Origin of the sequence: Saccharomonospora xinjiangensis XJ-54 (genome assembly GCF_000258175.1) — a bacterium.
Lineage (GTDB): Bacteria > Actinomycetota > Actinomycetes > Mycobacteriales > Pseudonocardiaceae > Saccharomonospora > Saccharomonospora xinjiangensis.
On the sequence record NZ_JH636049.1, the window covers coordinates 4,223,260 to 4,242,356 of the forward strand.

Below are 19,097 nucleotides of genomic sequence, written 5' to 3' on the forward strand. Positions count from 1 at the left end.
CCTTCTCCGGCGTGCCGTATGCGCCAGGCGCGGAAACGACCTAGCCGAACCGGCGTTGCAGTGCGTCGGTGACCCCGGGCGCGACGCCGCGCAGTCTCGCGGGCAGCCGCAACCAGCGAGGCACGAAGACCTCCGCACTGCCCCGTTCCACCGCGCGTACGATCGCGGTCGCCACGGCGGAGGCCGGAACCGGGCGCGGGAATCGCCGTGTGTAGGGAACTTGCCTTCGGGCGAGAAACGGCGTGTCCACCACACCCGGAACCACCACGGAAACCCCGACACCGCGATCGGCGATCTCGTGCCGCATGCTCGCGGCGAAGGCGTTCACCGCGGCCTTCGTCGCGGAGTAGACGGCTTCTCCTTCCACGGCCATGTGCCCGGCGATGGACGACACGAACACCAGGTGACCGCGTCCACGCCGCAGCATGCCGGGCAGCAAGGTGCGGGCGAATCGCAGCGGTGCCAGCACGTTGACGTGCACGAGCGCGTCGAGATCCCGGTCAGCCATGTCGGTGAGGTCACCTGCCCAGCCGACTCCCGCCGAGGCCACCAGCACGTCGATGTCGCCGACCGCCGCCGCGACAGTACCCGCGGACGCCGGGTCGGCAAGGTCGGCGACATGCGGGTCGGCGCCGGTACCGGCCGCGACGTCGCCGAGCGCGTCCGCATCGCGGCCGAGCGCGGTGACATGACAGCCGCGTGCCGCGAACGCCGCCACCGCCGCGGCGCCGATGCCGGAGGAACCGCCGGTGACGAGCACGCGAGTGCCGGGCTGGATCACGATGTCTCCCGCAGGGTCGATCCGATGACGAGGGCCTGCATGCGCTCGGTGAGCGCGTCGGCGAACGGGGCGGCGTCGGCGTGGGCGGTGACGCATACCGTGATCCACGGCCCCCAGGTGAGCGCACCCCACGCCAGCCCGGTTTCCGGCGCCAGAGCGAGCACCGGGTAGGCCCTCGACATCACCGCGCCGTGCCAGCGCACCTCCCTGCGAGGTCCGGGCATGACCGTGCCGACCGCGTTGAACCAGCCGCCCCGGTACACGAGCCGGGCCGCCGCCCTGTGCAGGGTGGGTGGCAGGAGGCCGAGTGCCTGCACCACGAGATTCGCGGCCTCCGGCACCCCGGTGTCGGTGCGGGACCGCAGTGCCGCCGCCACGCGCCGGGCTCTGACGGTGAGGTCCATCGGGCCCACGGGCAGATCGACCGACACGGCGCCGGTGTGGTTACCGGCCATGCGCAGACTGTCCGTGCCGCGCACCGACCACGGAACCATGAGGCGGAACCTTCCGCGCTCCGTCCCTGTGACGTCGTGCCACGCCTGAGCGAAGGTCGCGAGCACGTATTCGGCGGCGCCGACACCCGCGTCACGTGCCGAGACCCGCACCGCCTTGCCCGCCAGCAGACCGAGGGCGTGGTGCCTGCGTGGGTCGGGGACGGGCCCGTCCGTGGTGGCCTTCGGCGCGCGGCCAGCCGCGGCGAGCCTGGCGAGCCCCGAGAGCACAGGACGTGGGCCCGCCCGAAGCCCAGGGACGCCCAGCCAGGACATCGGCAGCGAGGGACGGCTCGCCCACGACAGCGACGCCGCGTCGTCGGTGTCGGACAGCAGGGCCTGCAACACGGTCATCCCGTCACCGAGCGCGTGGTGCAGCTTCACCAGCAGCGCGCTGCGCCCGTCGGCGAGACCCGTGACGAGCCGAGCCTCGCCGACGGAACGCGCGGCGTTCAGGGGCTCGGAGAAGAACGAGTCCACTGCGGACGGCAGGTCAGCGGCGGTCACCACATCGACGGCGTCCGTGGCGACCCTGCCCTCGACGGGGATCCAGCGGGCGGGCCGGGTGAGACGGGCCGGGGCGAGCCTGCCGAAAGCTCCAGGCACCATGGCGAGCATGGCCGCTGCCTGTCCCACGGTGGGCACGGTGCCCGGTTCGAAGACGAGCACCGTGCCCACATGCTGGGGCACGGCGGGAGAATCGACGTGCGTGAAAAGAGCGTCGGACGCGGGCAGTGTGCGGGGAGCGGGCCGGGGAGGAGCGGTGGCGAGCAGGCGGATCAACGCGTCGAGTCCGCCCGTGCCGGTCGAGGGGTCCCACGTCGCGGTGGGTAGCCCGAAACCCCTACGGCGACGCAACCAGTCGAGCCCCGCGGCGACCGAAGGATGGACGGCGAGCACAGCGTCCGGCCGTACCCGGTCGAGCAGCCTGCCCAGTTCCCGCCCCGTTCCGGCGCCACCGGCAGGGGCCTCTGTCACTGGCTCGGCCACGACGTCGGCGTCCGGCCAGGCGTGTTGAGCCGCCCGCTGCACGGCGGACAGCGGCGGACTCGCCGTCCCCGCGAAGACGACGAGCAGACGCGGTGCAGTGGAGGTCCGCACGAGCCCAGCCTGCCACGTCGCCGTGCCTGGTCGTGGCCGAGGCGCGCGGGACTCACCTGCAAGGACGAGACCATGGGCCCGGTTTGGACGTCATCCGCACGGCAATCCGGACATCGCACCGAAGGCACCGAGACGTCGAGCGGGAGCGCCATGTTCACACACACCAAACGCCTGCAGTTCGAGGCGAAGCCCGAGCAGCCGGACCCGGTGTTCGCGAGGAAACTTCAGGAGTTGATCGGTGGCGCCTGGGGTGAGACGACCGTCACGATGCAGTACTTGTTCCAGGGCTGGAACTGCCGCATCGAAGGCAAATACAAAGACCTGATCATGGACATCGCCACAGAGGAGATCGGGCACGTCGAGATGCTCGCGACGATGGTGGCGCGGTTGCTCGAAGGCGCGCCTGCCACCGAGACCACTCGTGCTGTGCAGGACCCGGTGATGGCGGCCGTTATCGGGGGCATGGACCCGCAGCAAGCCATCGTCGGAGGAGGGGGAGCCACCCTGAGCGACAGCCAGGGTGTCCCGTGGAACGGGCGATACATCGTGGCCAGCGGCAACCTCCTGGCCGACTTCCGCGCCAACGTGGCTGCCGAGGCGCAGGGGCGGTTGCAGACCGCGCGCCTGTACAACATGACCGACGACCCCGGCGTCAAGGACATGCTGAAGTTCAACCTCGCCCGCGACACCTACCACCAGAACCTGTGGCTCGCGGCGATCGAGGAGTTGAAGGCCGACGGCGTCGAGGGGACGGTCGCCCCGAACGCGCTGCTGGACGAGGAACACACCGAACACGCCACCAGCTTGTGGAACCTGTCCGAAGGGGATGAATCCACGCAAGGAAGGTGGGCACACGGGACGGCACCGGACGGCTCACACCAGATGGGGATCATTCCGGAACCGAGGCCGCTGGGCGGGCCTGCCGACGCTCCGGCACCGGACCCGAAGCTCTTCGCCACCTACGACGGAAGCAAGGGATCACCCCGCGACCCCCGTCTCACCGGCGTGAAAGGCATGGTCGGCAAGCTCAAGGAAGGGTTCAGCGACTGACTCCGGAACCGTCCTGACGTCGGCGGTCGAGCAGCGGGACGGCCAGCAGGCCGAGCGCGAACAGCAGCCGGTCGCGTGCCGAGGACATCGAACGGCCGGTGAGCGACTCGATGCGGTGGAGGCGGTAGATCACGGTGTTGCGGTGACAGTAGAGCCGCTGCGCGGCCCTGGTGGGGGAACCACCGCTGTCGATCACCGCGTCCAGCGTCGCCAGCAATGTCGCTCTCTCGGGCTCGGCCAGGGTCAACAGGTCGCCGAACGCCACCTGCGCGAGCCGCGCCGTCAGCTCGCTCCCGCCCGCGAGCAGTGCCTCGGGAAGGCGGTCGTCGAGGAACGCCACACCCGGCGCGGTGAGCGTCCTCGCCGCCGTGCGGGCGAGCGGGTACGCCTCGGCGACCCGCGCCAGCGTGGTGATCACCGGCGACGCCCCGACCCTGCCCGTCGCGACGGGCCGCAGCGCGGCCAGCACCTCCGAGGGCGGCTGGTCACCGAGCGCGACCAGTCCCACGACGTCGGACGGCCGCACCTGCCACGACGACACCAGCCCGCGCGCGGCGAGCGCCTCTCTTGGCGACCGCAGCGGCTCGTCGGCCGTCGCGTCGAGAAGGGCCACCACACACAGCATCGGCCCGCACGTCGGCAACCCGAGCACCGTCGCGGCGTCCTGCGCGAGGACGGTGTCGCCGCCCTCACCGTCCAGCAGCGCGTTGAGGAAGGCTTGGCGTCTGCCCAGTTCCCGGCTGCGCAGGCGGGACTCCTCACGCCGGTAGTCATCGACGAGTGCCGCCGAACTGGCGTCGAACACCCGCCACACCCAGCCGGACGCCGTCAGCAGGTCGTGGTCGAAGCGACCTCCGAACCGCTCCCGTGAGGCCGCGAGGAGCCCTTCCCAGATCACCTGGGCGCCGAGCCGGTACGCGTGCAGCACCGCTTCGAGCGGGATACCTTCCCTCGCCCGCTTCCTGCCGGTCTCGCGGGACGTGTCGTCGGGGGAAGCGCCCTCCGGAACGAAACCGCCGAGTGACTGGATACCACGTTCCAGATTCGCCGCGAGGTTCTCCCGCAGCGCATCGGGAGCCGAGGCGCCGAGCCGCGCGTAGCCGGGCTGGGCGCGCGACACCATCAGCACGAGTCGGTCGGTGAGAACCCCGAGGTCGTCCAGCAGTGCTGTGGCGAGCACGCGCAGGGCGGCTCTCGACGTCGAGGAGATCTCGCCCTCGTCGATGTGCCCTGCCGTCGTCATCGCAGTGACGATGGCACGCCGCCCGCACCGCGTCCAGTTTCCTCAGGGCCGCTCCCGGACCGTGGAACGCGAGGCGCCGAAAGCGTGCGATCAGGAAAGGCCGAGGGCGGCGGTCAGAACCCGCGCCGCCGTTCCGCCCCGTTCGATGGCGACGTCGAGCGCGGCCGGCACGTCGAGATCGGCGCCGAGCAGCCGCCGCATCCGTTCGATGTCGGAGTCGTCGGTGTGCCCGCCCCTGCGGCCTGCCGCCTGGTGGAGATCCTCCAGCCGCGCCGCCGCCACGTCCAGGACGCCGGGGGCGTACTCCCACGACCCGGCCCACGATCGATCGATGATGGCGAGACGCACCACGGGAGCGGGGTAGCTCCTCAGCAGGTCCTGCACCAGCACGTGATTGCCACGTGAGGAGGCCATCTTGGCTCCGTCGGCGAGCACCGTGCCCACGTGAAACCACGCCCTCGCGTACGGTGAGACGCCCGCGTACGCCTCAGCCATCGCCGCATGGTAGGCGTGGTGGGGAAAACGCAGGTCAGCGCCACCGGCGTGGATGTCCACGCACGGCCCGAACGTCGAAACCGACATGGCGACGCATTCCGCGTGCCAGCCTGGCCTTCCCGGCCCCCACGGCGAGTCCCACGCGGGATGGCCCGGCTCGGCAGGCTGCCACACGGCGACGTCGAACGGGTCGTCCTTCGCCTTCTCGTCCGGTCTGCCGCCGTACCTGCGGGCCAGATCCAGTGCGGTCTCCTCGTTGAGCCGCGACCGCGCGACGACGTGCCTGCCCCTGAAGTAGACGCCGCCGTCGCGCACGTACGCGGCACCGGACTCGGCCAGCGCACCGGCCAGTCTGATCACCGCGTCGATGTAGCGGTGCGCTCGCGGTTCGTAGTCGGGCATCCGCACCCGCAGCGCGGCCATGTCCTCCTCGAAGCGGAACTCCTGGAACGCCGCGTAGTGGTCGTAGCGCACCCCTGCCCGCCGGGCGGCGTCGTCGATGACCTCGTCCACGTCGGTGACGTTGCGGCACAGGATCGGTTCGACGCCGAGGACGCGCAGCACGCGTCGCAGCGTGTCCACCCACACGAAGGTCGAGGCGTGTCCGAGGTGGGTCATGTCGTAGGGCGTGATCCCGCAGGCGTAGACGCGGGCGCGGTCGAGCAACGTCGTCGAACGACCGTCCAGGGTGATCGCCGTGGCGCCCGTGGCGGGGCGCCAGCGGGTCATCGATTCGAACGTCATGGCCCCATCGTCACGCCTGCGGGGCGATGACGCCGGGTCGAAGGGACGGGCCGAGCGTACCGCGGGGGCAGCGATGGTCTGCGCCGTTGTCCGGGGGTGCGGGAGGTGCAGGCACGCGTGCGGGGAGTGCGGACACGCGTGCGGGGAGTGCGGACACGCGTGCGGGAAGTGCGGACACGCGTGCGGGAGGTGCGGACACGCGGGTCTGTCTTGGGGTGGTGTGTGGGCTTACCAATCGCGGTTCTGGAGGCTCACCAGGATGCGATCGACGATGCCGGGATCGGGTCCGGTCGCCTCGCCCGGCGCGGGTTCCGGCACCGTCTGGGTCCGCCGCTCGTCGCGGCGGGGCAGGCGTACCTGTGCCGCCGTCACACCGGAGGGAAGCGGGACCTCACACCACACCAGCTTGCCCCTGCCCTCCAGCGGTACGGCGCCCGTCGCGTAGCCGTCCACGACCGGTGCGTCGTCGTGGACGTGCGCGAGCTGGTCGTCCTCGACCTCGACCACGAGGCAGTTCCCCGAGAGCCGCAGCCGCACGGTGACGAAGCCCGGCGCGGACGGATCGGTTCGCTCCACCACAGCGCTGACCAGCTGACTCGCCACAGTCGATGCCTCTTCGAACAGCTCGCGCAGCGACCATTCGGTGAGGGAGAACCGGACGAACAGCTCTGTGCACTTCACGGCACTGGGCAGCGCGACCAGACGCAGGTCGTCGAGCTGTGCGGTCTGGGAATTCACGAAAGATCCTTCCACGGTCGCTTCCCATCGGGTGCCGGCTGGTCGGCGAGGCCAGTATCTTGCCGTATTCCGCCCTCCGGAGTCGAGTGCCCGAACTCCGGAGAGCAGTTACCCGCTGCGACGGCGCAGGGACCAGCCGTCGAACACCCTACCGCGCGCCGTCCGGAAGTTGGCGCATGGTCAATTTCGGCCCGCGGCGGTGGGTGGGGCCGTGGCGGCGCCGGGTCGTACCCCGGGCCCCGCGACCGGCGGCTGGGCCGAGGTGTGCGCGCGCACGGCGTTCCCGAGCTGGGCACCCAGCTCGGTGTAGGAGGCGAATTCGCCGTGGTCGAACCACTGGTCGCCGGTGCTGTCGTTCGGGAACTCCGGATGGTGGATCGCGTACGACTGGAGCGCGTAGGGCAGGTCCGGCCACAGCACGCCCCTCGCCACGATCAGCTCGCCCGTGATCCCCTCGTCGAGGCCGCTCTCCGGTGGATAGTGGATGGTGCCGGTCACCACGGGCGAGGCGGCCATCCGGTCGGCGAGCGGGTGGCCCGTCAGGTCGGACCGCGCGGAGCCGGGATCGACGCGCCACGGCTCGTGCAGCTCCACCCTGACGCCCAGTTCCTGCCTGGCGAGTTCCAGCGCCTCGGCGAGCGTGCGGGCCGAGGGGGGACGGTCGTTGCTCGCGTCGATGCAGTAGATGCGGGTGCAGCGGCGCCGGAACAACTCCACGAGACCGAGGTTGTCGTAGTGGGCGCCGTCGCTGATGTGCAGGAGCCGGTCGTGATGAGGGTGGCTGCCGAACACCTCGCGCACCAGATAGGGCAGTCGCCGCACCTTCGGCAGCCACGGGTAGGCCCAGTCGCCCCTGCGGGCGGCCTCCCGCGCCTGGCGGACGAAGCCGGGGTTCGGCAGCCACGCGCCGAGCCGGGCGCCGGACACGGCCAGCAGCACCTGGAACCAGCGGCTCATCCTGCCCATCGCGGAGGCGAACGCGGCCCCGCTCAGCGCGACCGCGCCCTGGACGGTGAGGTCGCGCCTGATGCGGCTGCCCGCGACGCGTTCGAGGTCGTCGGTGCGCACCCAGCCGACGTCGGGCCCTCCCGTCCACTTCGCACTCATGGTGAACGACACGGCGCCGAGCCCCGGTGGCGTCCGGTGCTCTCCTTTCAGGTTCGCGGCTGCGGCGAAGATCACTTCGGGGAACCGGACGTTCTCGGACACGGCGCCGTAGGCCGACAGCGTGGTCGGTTCGGCAGGGTCGTAGGGGACGGCGATCACCTGTCCGTCGGCGTGTCTGCGCACGACCCTCACCGCGAAGGCGCGGGCCACCCGCTCGCGATAGAACGGGTGCAGGCTGAGCGAGGTCACGTCGAACACCCCGCCGAGCACGACGACGAGCAGCAGTGTGGCTGCGGCCGTCCAGAGCGCGTCGGCGCGGCCCTCTGTCATCACGGCAGCGCCGAGCAGCAGCAGCCACAGCAGGGCGAGCAGTCCCGTGGCGAGGATGACGAGCAGCCGCTGCATCAGCCCGTCGGGCACGGCCTGTGCGCTCTCGCCGCCCCTGCGGAGGAAGCCGAACCCGCGACGCAGGCGCACCCGTCGGCGCCACGCCATCGCGGACACGGCGGAGAAGTAGGTGAGCAGCACGGCACCCACGGAGGCGCCCACATCAACGGCCCTGTCGGTGTGGGTGAGCAGCCACGCCGAAGCCCACGCCAGCGAGGGCACCACCACCGCGACCCCGGCGACGATCCAGGCGAGGGTCGCGAAGTCGGTGGCGAGGCGGGAGAGCACCCCGCGCCGGGCGCGCTCGTTGGGGGCCAGCACGCCGAACAGGAACGCGCACATCGCGAGCACCACCACAGCCACGGCGGCACCGAGCCGGGGGGCGGGATAGCTGATCGGATCGGAGGACAGCGACGTCAGCGGAAGGCGCTGGTAGAGCCATCCCGCTGCGACGCCGAGCACGAGTGCGGGTCCGAAAAGGACTGTCAACGACAGCACCAGCCCCCTGGCGATCCTGCCGAGCGCGGCGAGCACCTCGCCCGCTGAGTCGGCGAGATAGCTGGAGTGGCGCCGGATGTGGTTGAGTTCGGCGGTTCCGTCGGTGAACACCGTGGCGGGGTCGCGCTCGACGGTGCCTCCCTGTGGCGGTGAGCCCGCACCGGTGAGAGCCAGTTGCAGTGCCCCCGCCGTGAAACCACCGCCGGACACCGAAACCAGGTAGCGCGCGCCGAGCAACTCCTCCCTCAGCGTCCGCAGCGCGCCGAGCGCCACACTCGCGGCCCGGATACCGCCACCGGAAAGGCAGAAGCCCGTGGTGTGCTCGCCGTGGCGGAGGCGTTCGCTCACGACCTCCGGCCGGACACCGGGGACCGTGTACGCCTGCCGCCAGCGGATCGCCCGGAACTCGGAGTCGGAAGGCAGCGGAGGGTCGTCCGGTTCGATGGGCCTCGGTGGAACGGTGTCGAGCACGTGCCCCGCTCTGCGCCTCAGTTCCCCCTCGGAATGGGCGACACAGCGCCACACCAGCACGGCGGCCCCGACCACGGCGACGACGGCGGCGGGCACCAGCGCGGAATACCTGACGACGGCGAGCGCGGTGAGGCAGTGCGCGAGCACGGAACCGTGATCAACGGTGCTTCCCGAGAGCAGCAGCACCGTGATCTCGATGACATGGGTGGCCACCGCGACGACCGTGGCCGTCATCCCGAAACGGACGGCGGCCCTCGCGGGCGCTGTGCGCCACACCCAGCCCGCCGCGGCAGTGCCGAGGTAGAGACCGAGCCCGTAACACGCGGCGAGCGCGTAACCCCACGCGGCGGCGGAGGCGATGGTGCCCGCGTCCCCCTCTCCACGGCCTGAGGAGAAGGATCCGGGGAATTCCACGGCGATGAGGGCGCTGCCGGTGTGCCACCAGCCTCCCACCACGGTGAGCACGATGGCGGCCAGCGCCAGTGCCGCCGCGACGGGTCGGGAAGGGACGTCTCGGCGGACCGGCCCCGGCACCGACATATCTGCCACCCCCAGTTGTCCTCGGCTCGACGTGTCCAGTGTCGATCATGCGGGACGTGCCTTCGGCACCCGGTCGGGATGGTCTCACCGAGAGGCACCCGGTGCACACAGCCGAACGAGCGGAACTGCCGGGGCCCGCGGCGTCGCCGGACTTCGCCGACAGCCGTCCGCTGCCTCTCTCCGGGTTTCGGATCGTGGGCGAGGGGGAAGCGGGTGTGGGACGGCAGCGAGGAACGGAGTGTGGATGGCCAGGAAGACGAACAAACCGATCGTGGTGGGCGTTGACCGTTCCCCTGCCGCACGCGTCGCGCTGGAATGGGCCATCGACGAGGCGCTCGTCCGCGACTGCGCCGTGCGTGCCGTGGTCGTGTGGTCGGTGGATGTGACGAGGGAACCGCCGTGGGAACCCGTCGAGAAGATCCGCGCCCGCCACGCGAGGGAACTGGACGACACGCTAGCGGAGGTGACCAGGGGGAGGGAGCACCTGCCGCGCATCGTGCCTGTGGTGATCGAGGCCGCACCGGCCGCGGGGCTCATCGAGGCATCGGAGGGCGCTGCCATGCTGGTCGTCGCGCGGCGGGCCGGTCAGTGGGTGCGCCGCGCACTGCTGGGTTCGGTGAGCAGTGCGTGCGTGAAGCACGCACGGGTTCCCGTGGTCGTGATCCCACCGTCGGACGAGCCGTGGGAGGGCGCCGAGGCCGCGTCGGAAGCTGAGGGGTCCGAGGACGTGGCGGGGGCCGAGGAGTGGCCTGTGGACGAGCAGGCGCCGCCCGGACGGTAGCGGGCAGCGCCTTGAACCTTCTCCTCGGCGACCGGGACGCACGGTGTCAGTCGTGCCGGACAGGGATCTGTCTGCGGGTCTCCTCCGGTTTGCTGAGCTCGACGCGGACGGTGAGGATGCCGCCTTCGTAGGAGGCGTCGATCGCGTCCTCCTTGGCCCCGGTCGGCAATGCCACGGTGCGGGCGAACGAGCCGTAGCGGAACTCGGACCTTCCGCCCTCCGCCTGCTCCTCGCCGCGTTGCGCCTCGATCGTCAGGAGTCCGTTGTGGACGGTGATGGTCAGGTCGTTGTCCACGTCGATCCCCGGTAGCTCGGCGCGCAGCACGTAGGTGTCCTCCTCGACCCTGTCCTCGACGCGGATGCTGTGCAGATCGAGCGCGGGGCGAAGACCGCCCATGGTGGGAAGCATCTCGAGTAGGTCGCGGAAGTCGGGAATCAGCGGGCGGCTGTGGGACCGTTCGGGCTGGCTCATGAGGCAACCTTCCTGCGTCGGTTCGTCCTTGTCTCCCATCGCAGCGCAGGCGAGCCTGCGACGGCAGAGCCCTCCGCACGTCGCGGCGAGGGACCTAAGTCCCTTCGGCCGTCCCTCCCGCGCGAGGACGCTGGGAGGCGATCCTGCCGAGCGAGGGGACAGCCAGTGCGGGCATGGCGCGTGACGCGGCCCGGACCGATCACGTCGGGGCCGCTGACCAAGCACGACGAGCCGGTGCCGAGACCGGCGGGGGACGAGCTGCTCGTGCGCGTGCTGGCCTGCGGGGTCTGCCGGACCGACCTGCACGTCGCGGAGGGTGATCTCCCTGTGCACCGGCCTGCCGTGGTGCCGGGGCACGAGGTGGTCGGCGAGGTCGTCGAAGCGGGTGCCGAAACGGACATGGTGGGCAAGATGAGCACGGCGGTGGGTTCCGGCGCGGAAACCGGACGTCTCACGGGAAACACGACCGGGGAGCGTTTCAGGCCAGGAGACCGGGTGGGTGTGCCGTGGTTGCGGCACACGTGCGGGACGTGCCGTCACTGCGCACGGGGTGCCGAGAACCTGTGTCCCGATTCGCGCTACACGGGCTGGGACGCCGACGGCGGCTACGCCGACTACGCCACCGTGCCTGCGGGCTACGCGCTGTCGCTGCCGTCCGGGTACTCCGATGACGAACTCGCACCGCTGCTCTGCGCGGGCATCATCGGCTACCGCGCGTTGCGCCGCGCCGCCCTGCCCGAGGGCGGGCGGCTCGGCGTGTACGGATTCGGTGGCAGCGCACACCTGACGACTCAGGTGGCGCTGGCCGAGGGGGCGCGCGTGCACGTGATGACGAGAGGAGTGAAGGCAGCCGAACTCGCCACCGAACTCGGCGCGGACTCGGTGCAAGAGGCCAGCGGTACACCACCGGAACCGCTCGACGCGGCCATCCTGTTCGCGCCTGCCGGTGAGCTCGTTCCCGCCGCGCTGGCGGCTCTCGACCGGGGCGGCACCTTGGCCGTCGCGGGTATCCACCTGACCGGTATCCCGCCGCTGGACTACCGCACCCACCTGTTCCAGGAACGCCAGCTGCGCAGTGTCACAGCCAACACACGCGACGACGCGCGCGCGTTCCTGCGGTTCGCCGGACGGCACCGGCTGCGGGTGTCCACGACCCCGTACCCGCTGGACGAGGCGGATTGCGCACTCGCCGACCTCGCCGCGGGCAGCGTCGTCGGCGCGGCCGTGCTCCGGCCCGACCTGCGTTCCCGGAGGGAGTGATCCGCCGTGCCCGTGAGATGGCGCAGGGGACCGCTCGTCGCGCTCGCCGTGCTGCTCTGCGCCGTGGTGGGGGTCGTGACGTGGTTGCTGGTGTCCGACGGCGACTCCGGTGACGGCACCGGCGACCAGGCTCGCCCTCCCGCGACCGCGCCGCGGCCAGGACCGGGCGCACCGCCGCAGGCTCCCGTCCCCGTCACCGTCGTGAAGATCGACAACGTGGCGGCGGCGCGTCCGCAGACCGGGCTGGACGGCGCCGACGTCGTCTACGTCGAACCGGTGGAGGGCGGGTTCACCAGGCTGGCCGCGGTCTACTCGTCGGGGCTGCCCGACGTCGTCGGTCCCGTCCGCAGCGCGAGGGAGTCCGACGTCGATCTGCTCGCCCAGTACGGAAGGCCCTCACTCGTCTTCTCCGGTGCGGCACCGGAGATCGAACCCGTGCTCGCCGGTTCGTCGGCCGTGCTCGTGCGGCAGCGGGACGCGCCGGAGGCGTTCTTCCGCGATCCGGCGAGGCCCGCGCCCCACAACCTCTACGTCCGCCCCGCTCTCGTGCCTCAGGGCAGCGGGCCGGGGCCGGGTCAGGTCCTTCCGCGCGGGGACGCGCCGCGAGACGGCACACCGGTGGCCGACCACGTCGCCTCCTTCGCGAACAGCGAGTACCGGTTCACGTGGTCACAGGAGTCGGGGCGCTGGCTGGTGGCCCTCGACGGGTCACCGCTCGTCTCGGCCGGAGCCGGGCAGGCCTCGGCCGAGACGGTCGTGGTGCAGCGGGTGGAGGTCGTCGAGGGCGCCCAGGTGAGGGACGCCAGCGGGTCGCCGTCACCCGTCGTCCACAGCGTGGGCACAGGGGACGCAACGGTGCTGCGGGAGGGGAAACGCTACGACGGCACGTGGTCGCGGCCGTCGGCGGGTGACGGGACCCGGTTCACCACCGCGTCGGGAGAGCCGTTACCGCTGGCCGACGGTCCCGTGTGGGTGGTGCTGCTCCCGCGCTGAGCGGGGCCGGCGCGGTTGACGCGACGCCTTCAGTCGTTTCATGAGTGTTCGCGAGGCCGGACGACCATGACGGGGCACTCGGCGTGGTGGACGAGTGCCTGACTCGTCGAGCCGAGCAGCATTCCCCGGAACCCGCCCCTGCCCCTGCTGCCCACCACCACAAGCTGCGCGGACCTGCTGCGTTCGAGCAACTCGTGGCGAGGGCGGTCCTTCACGACCTCCCGCTCGACGCGGACGTCCGGAAACTGCTCCTGCCAGCCCGCGAGCCGCTCGGCGAGAACCCGCTGCTCGTACTCCCGGATGGGTTCCCAGTCCTCGAACATTCGCCGCTCCTCCAGCAGCGCGGTGCTGGTGTCGCTCCAGGTGTGCACAGCGATCAGGTCAACACCCCGCAGCGACGCCTCCGCGAAGGCGTGACCGACCGCCTCGACGCTCAGCGGGCTGCCGTCCACCCCGACCACGACAGGGCGGGAGTCGTCGGCGACGGCGTCGGGGTAGTCGCGGCGGACCGAGACGACAGGGCAGTGGGCGTGCGAGACCAGCGCCAGCGTGGTGGAGCCGACCATGAGTCCCGCGAGGCCGGTCCTGCCCGACGAGCCGAGCACCACCATGCGCGCCGAGCGCGAGACGTGCAGCAGGAACGGGATCGCCGCGTCGGATTCGAAGCGTGCCTCCACGAAGGGAACGTCCAGTTGCGCGGCGATCTCCTGCGCGGTGCGCAAGGACTGCCGCTTGCGTTCCCTGAGTTCCTCCTTGAACGCCTCGGGCGGAGGCACCGTGAAACCGATGAGGTAGGGATCGGTGAACCCCGACGCGTGCACCAGATGCAACGGCACCCGGTGTTTCGCCGCGGTCAGCGCAGCCCACCGGACGGCCTTCATGGAGGCTTCCGTGTCATCGACGCCGACCACGATCGGTGAACTGTCGCTGTAGGGAAAGGTCATCCGGACTCCTCGGGTGTGGCGTGCCGCCTGACGTGCCTAGAGCGTAGGTTCCGGCGAACCGGTCCGCCACGGACCAACGTCCCGTGCGGGGCCGGGTCCTACGGCGTGACAGTGCCCGTCTCGCCCGTCTCGCCGGGTACGGCGGCCTTCGTGCCGAGCAGCACCCAGCCTGCGACGGCGAGCCAAAGCCCGACGAACTGTCCGAAAAGGATGACCGTGGCGGCACCGCACGCCACGAGTGCGGAACCGAGTACACGACCGGAGCGTCGCGCGACGTTCTCGGCGTGGTCACGATCGCCGGTCCACCGCCACACGGCGGCCCGCACGAGCCGCCCGCCGTCGAGGGGCGCCCCCGGCAGCAGGGTGAACACCGCGAACGCCAGGTTGGCCAGCCCCAGCCACAACAGTGCCGCGATGGCCGCCGGAGCGAGCAGCGGTTCGACGGCGAGCGCGACAGCCCAGCACGTCGATCCCATGGCGACACTGGCCGCTGGGCCCGCCACGGCGATGACCGCGTCGGCTCGGGGGTGAGGCGGTGGGGGCCGGGACTGGCCCGACGCCCCCAGCAGCCACAGCACGATGCGGTGGGTCACAATCCCGTACCGCCTTGCCGCGGCGGCGTGCGCGAGTTCGTGCACGACGACGGCGGCGAAGAACGCGAGTGCCACGGCCAACCCTGCCGACCAGTGGAGCACGGCGGGCTGTCCCTGCGCCGTCACAGGCAGCAGACCGAGAGCCAGCACCGACGTCGCGACCACGACGGCCACGAATGCGCTCGCGTGCACTTCGACACGCACGCCACCGACGCTGCCCACCGGCCACGTCATCACGAGCCTTCCGGTGCGACGAACTCGGCGAGGTCCAGAAGACGGCATGCGAAACCCCACTCGCTGTCGTACCAGCCGAACACCTTGACCAGACCGGCGCACACGGTGGTGAGCCCGGCGTCGAACACGCAGGACGCGGACGACCCGACCACGTCCCCCGACACCAGTGGTGCCTCGCTGTACCGCAGGTGGGAGCGCAACCTGCCCTCGGAGGCGACGGCGAACGCGCGGTTGACCTGTCCCGCCGTGACGGGCGAGGGCACCAGGGCGGTGAGGTCGGCCAGCGAGCCGTTCTCCACCGGAACCCGCACGGACACGGCCTCGGTGACCTGAGCCGGATCGGCCGGACCGGCCAGTCCGGCCAGCAGCGCGCTGAGGGAACGAGGCGTCTCCGCGGTGGCAGGCATGGTGGAGGGCACGATGCCGAGGGTCGCCGAGCGGGACTGCCGCAGGTCCGTGCCGTGCCGGTCGGTCGGCGATGGGATGTCGGCGGGGCCGTGAACGGTCGTCAGTACCGCGTCGCTGACGTCGAATGCGCGGTGCAGCACGAGCAGCATGGGTGCGACGCAGTGCGCCACACCGGAGGCGGCCGACACGACGTGGTGTGTGCCGGGGTCGTAGCCGTCGTCGTTGATCCCGACCGCGATGGTGGCATCGGCCGAGGAGGACGGTGCGGCGACGACCACCTTGCGGGCACCGGAGGCGAGGTGAGCGGCGGGGTCCCCGCCCGGCGCCGTTCCTGCCGGGACCGCCGTCTCCGCCGTTTCCACCACGACGTCGGCGCCGGAGGTCCGCCAGTCGATGTCGCCGACGAGCTCGCCGCCGGTCACGCTGATCCGGTGCGGCCCCGCGCACAGGGTTCTGCCCCGCACGCGTACGGGCTGCTCCAGCCGCCCGTACGGCGAGTCGTACGTGAGCAGGTCGGCAAGGAGATCCACGTCGGCGGGGTCGTTCACGGCCACCACCTCGACCTGCTCCGTGCCTTCCAGGGAAAGCACGCGGCGCAGCAGCGTCCTTCCGACGCGGCCGAACCCGTTGATGCCCAGCACGACGGTCATGTCGAGGTCCTTGTCTCGCCCGGCACGTCACGATCGTCGCCGTGAACGGCGTTGTGCCGGCAGAGTCGAACGACCCCGGCCGCCGCGGGGAGAGACACCCGATTCCGTGGTACTGAGGGGCTTTCGACTCCTGCCGGAACGGGCTCGCGCGCGTCACCCTGGAGCTGCGCGAGCCTCTCGGGAGGGAGCTGTCCGATGAACGGCGAGAGCGCGGGATCGAACGTCGTGGTGGGTGTGGACGGTGCGGCACCGGCGTTGCGGGCCACCGCATGGGCCGCGCGCACGGCGATGCGCCGGCGCAGGCCGTTGCTGCTGGTGGCCGCCATGAACCCACCCACCCCGTACGGCACGGGCATCGGATTGCGCCCCGATCACTTCGTCGAGCTGGAGGGCGAGGGCAGAACGTGGCTGGACCGGGCGCGGTCGGTGGCGGAGCGCGTCGGAGGTCCGGCCGACATCGGTACCGAACTGGTCGTGGGCGCGGCGTCCTCGGTGCTGGCGGAGCGAGCCGAGCACGCCTGCTGCGTCGCCATCGGCGGACACGAACGACAGCACGGCGGTCTCGGTTCCGTGGCCGCCGACCTGATGGGGCGCGTTCCCTGTCCTGTCGCCGTGGTGCGCTGGCGGGGAGAGGCCGACTTCCCACCCGCGAACGGTGCGGTCGTCGTCGGCGTGGACGGCTCGCCCGCGAGCGCGGAGGCCGTCGTCGTCGCGTACGAGGAAGCGGCCCTGCGCGAGGCGCCACTCGTCGCCGTTCACGCGGCCGGCGAGAGGCGTGGTCTGCTCCACCACCGCGGCGGAGGGGTGTGGGGAGAAGGCGACGTAACCGAGGCGCTGACTCTCGCGGAACGTCTCGCGGGGATGCGGGAGTGGTACCCGCAGGTCGAGGTGGAGCGGGTGCTCGCGAAGGAGGAGCCTGCCGCCGCACTGGCACGGCACGGCGAGACCGCGCAACTTCTCGTGGTCGGCAGCACAGGACACGGCGAGCTGAGCGGCCGGTTGCTAGGCTCGACCAGTCACGCGCTGGCCCGGTCCGCACCCTGTCCGTTGCTGGTGGTGCCTGGTCGGACCAGGACGCGGACCGAGGAGAACCGAAGCCGACGTCGGGAGAAGACAGGACCATGAGCGTGATCGTCGCGGGAGTGGACGGGTCGCCGTCCGCCGTGAATGCCGCGTGCTGGGCCGCCGAGGAAGCAGCCAGCTCGAATGACACCCTCCGACTCGTCCACGCCTACGTGGTCCCGATGTACGGATACCCGGAGTTCGCGGCCACCTTCGCCCAGCTTCGCGAGGGCATGCGCGATCAGGGCAGCAAGTGGCTCGACGAGGCGAAGGAGGCGGTCGCCAACGTCGCTCCCGGCGTCACCGTGGAGACCGTGCTCACCGAGGGCGACCCGCTGGGAACGCTGGTGGAGGAGTCGGGGAAGGCCCGGCTGACCGTACTCGGTTCGCGAGGGCTCGGCGGGTTCACCGGGATGATCGTGGGGTCGATCGCGGTGGGGCTGGCGAGCCACGGCAAGTCGCCGGTGGTGGTCGTCAGGGGTCCCCAGGAGCCGCTGCCGTCCGACGCGCCGATCGTGGTGGGCGTTGACGGGTCGGAACACAGCACGGCCGCGTTGCGGTTCGCGTTCGAGGAGGCCGCGGGCCGCAAGGCGCCGCTCACGGTGGTGCGGACCTGGCGCGGAATCCTGCTCGACGAGGCCGTGTCGCGTTACCCGCTGAAGGTGGACGCCGAGGAGATCGAGGAAGGCGAGCGCGCGGCGTTGCAGGAGCAGGTCGATCCGATGCGGGAGAGCTATCCGGACGTCGCCGTCGAGACCGTCGTGGTGAGGGGGCGCCCTGTGCGCACCCTCCTGGACTACGCCGAGCGCGCCCGGTTGCTGGTGGTGGGCAGCCGGGGACGAGGGGGCTTCAAGGGCATGCTCCTCGGTTCGACCAGTCAGTCACTGGTCACCCATGCGCCGTGTGCCGTCGCCGTCGTCCGTCCTCCTGCTGAGTAGTGCGCGCCAAGGACATCATGACCAGCCCGGTGGTCACCGTCGCTCCCGGTGACCCGGTGAAGCGGGCTGCGAGGCTGCTGGCGGAGCACGGCTTCACGGCACTACCCGTGGTGGACGACGCCGATCGCGTGGTCGGCGTCGTCACCGAGGCCGACGTGCTGGCAGGCAGGGTGCCCCGTGACGCCCGCCGACGCTCCGGCGCCGCACCCGATGCGCCGCCGGCGACGGTGGGCGAGGTGATGTCGGACTCGCCCGCGTGTGCTCAGCAGGGCGCTGACGTGGCCGAACTGGTGGCGACGTTGCTGGAGAGCCACCACAGGGCGATGCCCGTGCTCGCGGGAACCAAGCTGGTCGGCATCGTGACCCGCAGCGACGTCGTGCGGGTGCTGTCGCGGGAGGACGCCGACATCGCCAGGGACGTGCGCCGCCGCCTCATGATCTACGGTGGCCCCGACCGCTGGACCGTCGAGGTGCACGGCGGCACGGTGACGATCACCGATGACTACGACGACGCCACCGACCGGCACGTCGCGGAGGTGCTGGCCGAGTCGGTCCCCGGCGTGGTCCGCGCGACGGTGCGGTACCGCGGCGCCGACGAGCGAGGGGACTGAACTCCGCCCTGCCCCGTCTCACCGCGCGGGGGAGGCGGGGACGAGCACGACAGGGCACACCGCGCGGCGGATGCACTCGGTGGCCACCCCGCCGAGCGGGATGGTACTGAGCGCCCTGTGCCCGCGTGTCCCCAGCACCAGCAGGTCGGCGTCGCCTGCCGCCGACAGCAACTCGTCGGCGGGCTCACCCGTGACCACCAGTTCGCGGACGGGGGCCGACGTGGGGACCATGCTGACGTCCCTGTGCAGGGCGCTGCGTACGGCGTCGTCGTCCCGCCACGCGCCGCGTCGGCGCAGCACGAACTCCGAGCCGGGCAGCAGTCCGGGCTCGGAGTTGACCGAGATCGCGAGTACGCTCCCGTTCGTGATCTCTGCTTGGAAACACGCCCACCGCAGTGCCTGCCGCGACGCTGGAGAGCCGTCGATGCCGACCACGATCACACCGTCGGCCGGGACCTCACCGGTCATGTGGTCAGCGTCGCCAGAGCGGGGGCAGCGGTGAAGG

18 protein-coding genes are annotated in these 19,097 nt (G+C 71.5%); 7 read left to right on the forward strand and 11 right to left on the reverse strand.

Going from position 1 to position 19,097, the window contains the following annotated elements:
• Positions 1-40: 40 nt before the first annotated feature.
• Together SACXIDRAFT_RS19145 and SACXIDRAFT_RS19150 are read right to left on the reverse strand one after the other, a co-directional pair.
• The gene (locus tag SACXIDRAFT_RS19145) at positions 41-781 is read right to left on the reverse strand and encodes an SDR family NAD(P)-dependent oxidoreductase (protein ID WP_006240327.1); all 741 of its coding nucleotides are present in this window, start codon (positions 779-781) and stop codon (positions 41-43) included.
• Entirely contained in the window at positions 778-2,373 is a 1,596-nt protein-coding gene (locus tag SACXIDRAFT_RS19150; protein WP_006240328.1) for a wax ester/triacylglycerol synthase domain-containing protein, read from the reverse strand. The genes SACXIDRAFT_RS19145 and SACXIDRAFT_RS19150 overlap by 4 nt, the downstream gene beginning before the upstream one ends.
• A gap of 150 nt (positions 2,374-2,523) precedes the next feature.
• Between SACXIDRAFT_RS19150 and SACXIDRAFT_RS19155 the strand changes: the two genes are divergently transcribed.
• A complete protein-coding gene (locus SACXIDRAFT_RS19155; RefSeq protein WP_040922281.1) occupies positions 2,524-3,423 on the forward strand; it encodes a manganese catalase in 900 nt (299 codons plus the stop codon).
• Here SACXIDRAFT_RS19155 and SACXIDRAFT_RS19160 read toward each other — a convergent pair.
• The 4 genes from SACXIDRAFT_RS19160 to SACXIDRAFT_RS19175 form a co-directional block, all read right to left on the reverse strand.
• Positions 3,413-4,666 (reverse strand): PucR family transcriptional regulator, encoded by a 1,254-nt coding sequence (locus tag SACXIDRAFT_RS19160; protein WP_006240330.1) that lies wholly within the window; start codon positions 4,664-4,666, stop codon positions 3,413-3,415. The genes SACXIDRAFT_RS19155 and SACXIDRAFT_RS19160 overlap by 11 nt on opposite strands.
• Before the next feature lie 90 nt (positions 4,667-4,756).
• Positions 4,757-5,905, reverse strand: a complete 1,149-nt coding sequence (locus SACXIDRAFT_RS19165) for a cysteine--tRNA ligase (protein WP_006240331.1) — start codon at positions 5,903-5,905, stop codon at positions 4,757-4,759.
• A 228-nt stretch (positions 5,906-6,133) separates the two neighbouring features.
• Positions 6,134-6,643: a hypothetical protein gene (locus SACXIDRAFT_RS19170; RefSeq protein ID WP_006240332.1), complete on the reverse strand. Its 510-nt coding sequence runs from the start codon at positions 6,641-6,643 to the stop codon at positions 6,134-6,136.
• Positions 6,644-6,823: 180 nt separating this feature from the next.
• Positions 6,824-9,646 carry a patatin-like phospholipase domain-containing protein gene (locus SACXIDRAFT_RS19175; protein WP_006240333.1) on the reverse strand — a complete coding sequence of 941 codons (2,823 nt, stop codon included), beginning with the start codon at positions 9,644-9,646 and terminating at the stop codon, positions 6,824-6,826.
• 244 nt (positions 9,647-9,890) lie between these two features.
• On the opposite strand from SACXIDRAFT_RS19175, the gene SACXIDRAFT_RS19180 reads away from it, so the two are divergent.
• Positions 9,891-10,427 (forward strand): universal stress protein, encoded by a 537-nt coding sequence (locus SACXIDRAFT_RS19180; RefSeq protein WP_006240334.1) that lies wholly within the window; start codon positions 9,891-9,893, stop codon positions 10,425-10,427.
• 46 nt (positions 10,428-10,473) lie between these two features.
• On the opposite strand, the gene SACXIDRAFT_RS19185 is transcribed toward SACXIDRAFT_RS19180, so the two are convergent.
• Positions 10,474-10,899: an Hsp20/alpha crystallin family protein gene (locus SACXIDRAFT_RS19185; protein ID WP_006240335.1), complete on the reverse strand. Its 426-nt coding sequence runs from the start codon at positions 10,897-10,899 to the stop codon at positions 10,474-10,476.
• Between the two features lie 165 nt (positions 10,900-11,064).
• On the opposite strand from SACXIDRAFT_RS19185, the gene SACXIDRAFT_RS19190 reads away from it, so the two are divergent.
• Together SACXIDRAFT_RS19190 and SACXIDRAFT_RS19195 are read left to right on the forward strand one after the other, a co-directional pair.
• Complete coding sequence (locus SACXIDRAFT_RS19190) at positions 11,065-12,159, forward strand: zinc-binding alcohol dehydrogenase family protein (RefSeq protein ID WP_006240336.1); 1,095 nt, start codon at positions 11,065-11,067, stop codon at positions 12,157-12,159.
• 6 nt (positions 12,160-12,165) lie between these two features.
• Complete coding sequence (locus SACXIDRAFT_RS19195) at positions 12,166-13,152, forward strand: DUF3048 domain-containing protein (protein WP_006240337.1); 987 nt, start codon at positions 12,166-12,168, stop codon at positions 13,150-13,152.
• 38 nt (positions 13,153-13,190) lie between these two features.
• Here SACXIDRAFT_RS19195 and SACXIDRAFT_RS19200 read toward each other — a convergent pair whose 3' ends face one another.
• The 3 genes from SACXIDRAFT_RS19200 to SACXIDRAFT_RS19210 all read right to left on the reverse strand — a co-directional run bounded on the left by SACXIDRAFT_RS19200 (position 13,191) and on the right by SACXIDRAFT_RS19210 (position 15,981).
• A complete protein-coding gene (locus SACXIDRAFT_RS19200) occupies positions 13,191-14,096 on the reverse strand; it encodes a universal stress protein (protein ID WP_006240338.1) in 906 nt (301 codons plus the stop codon).
• A gap of 98 nt (positions 14,097-14,194) precedes the next feature.
• The gene (locus SACXIDRAFT_RS19205) at positions 14,195-14,893 is read right to left on the reverse strand and encodes a site-2 protease family protein (protein WP_232285337.1); all 699 of its coding nucleotides are present in this window, start codon (positions 14,891-14,893) and stop codon (positions 14,195-14,197) included.
• Positions 14,894-14,922: 29 nt separating this feature from the next.
• Positions 14,923-15,981 (reverse strand): type I glyceraldehyde-3-phosphate dehydrogenase, encoded by a 1,059-nt coding sequence (locus tag SACXIDRAFT_RS19210; protein WP_006240342.1) that lies wholly within the window; start codon positions 15,979-15,981, stop codon positions 14,923-14,925.
• A 195-nt stretch (positions 15,982-16,176) separates the two neighbouring features.
• Here SACXIDRAFT_RS19210 and SACXIDRAFT_RS19215 point away from each other — a divergent pair, with 195 nt between their 5' ends.
• Genes SACXIDRAFT_RS19215 through SACXIDRAFT_RS19225 form a run of 3 tightly spaced genes read left to right on the forward strand, consistent with a single transcriptional unit; the run spans position 16,177 to position 18,592 of the window.
• Positions 16,177-17,106 carry a universal stress protein gene (locus tag SACXIDRAFT_RS19215; protein WP_006240343.1) on the forward strand — a complete coding sequence of 310 codons (930 nt, stop codon included), beginning with the start codon at positions 16,177-16,179 and terminating at the stop codon, positions 17,104-17,106.
• The gene (locus tag SACXIDRAFT_RS19220; RefSeq protein WP_040922282.1) at positions 17,103-17,981 is read left to right on the forward strand and encodes a universal stress protein; all 879 of its coding nucleotides are present in this window, start codon (positions 17,103-17,105) and stop codon (positions 17,979-17,981) included. Before SACXIDRAFT_RS19215 ends, SACXIDRAFT_RS19220 begins: the two co-directional genes overlap by 4 nt.
• The gene (locus tag SACXIDRAFT_RS19225; RefSeq protein ID WP_006240346.1) at positions 17,981-18,592 is read left to right on the forward strand and encodes a CBS domain-containing protein; all 612 of its coding nucleotides are present in this window, start codon (positions 17,981-17,983) and stop codon (positions 18,590-18,592) included. The genes SACXIDRAFT_RS19220 and SACXIDRAFT_RS19225 overlap by 1 nt, the downstream gene beginning before the upstream one ends.
• A gap of 18 nt (positions 18,593-18,610) precedes the next feature.
• Here the strand turns inward: SACXIDRAFT_RS19225 and SACXIDRAFT_RS19230 are convergent, their stop codons facing one another.
• Positions 18,611-19,060 carry a universal stress protein gene (locus SACXIDRAFT_RS19230; protein WP_006240347.1) on the reverse strand — a complete coding sequence of 150 codons (450 nt, stop codon included), beginning with the start codon at positions 19,058-19,060 and terminating at the stop codon, positions 18,611-18,613.
• Positions 19,061-19,097: the final 37 nt, after the last annotated feature.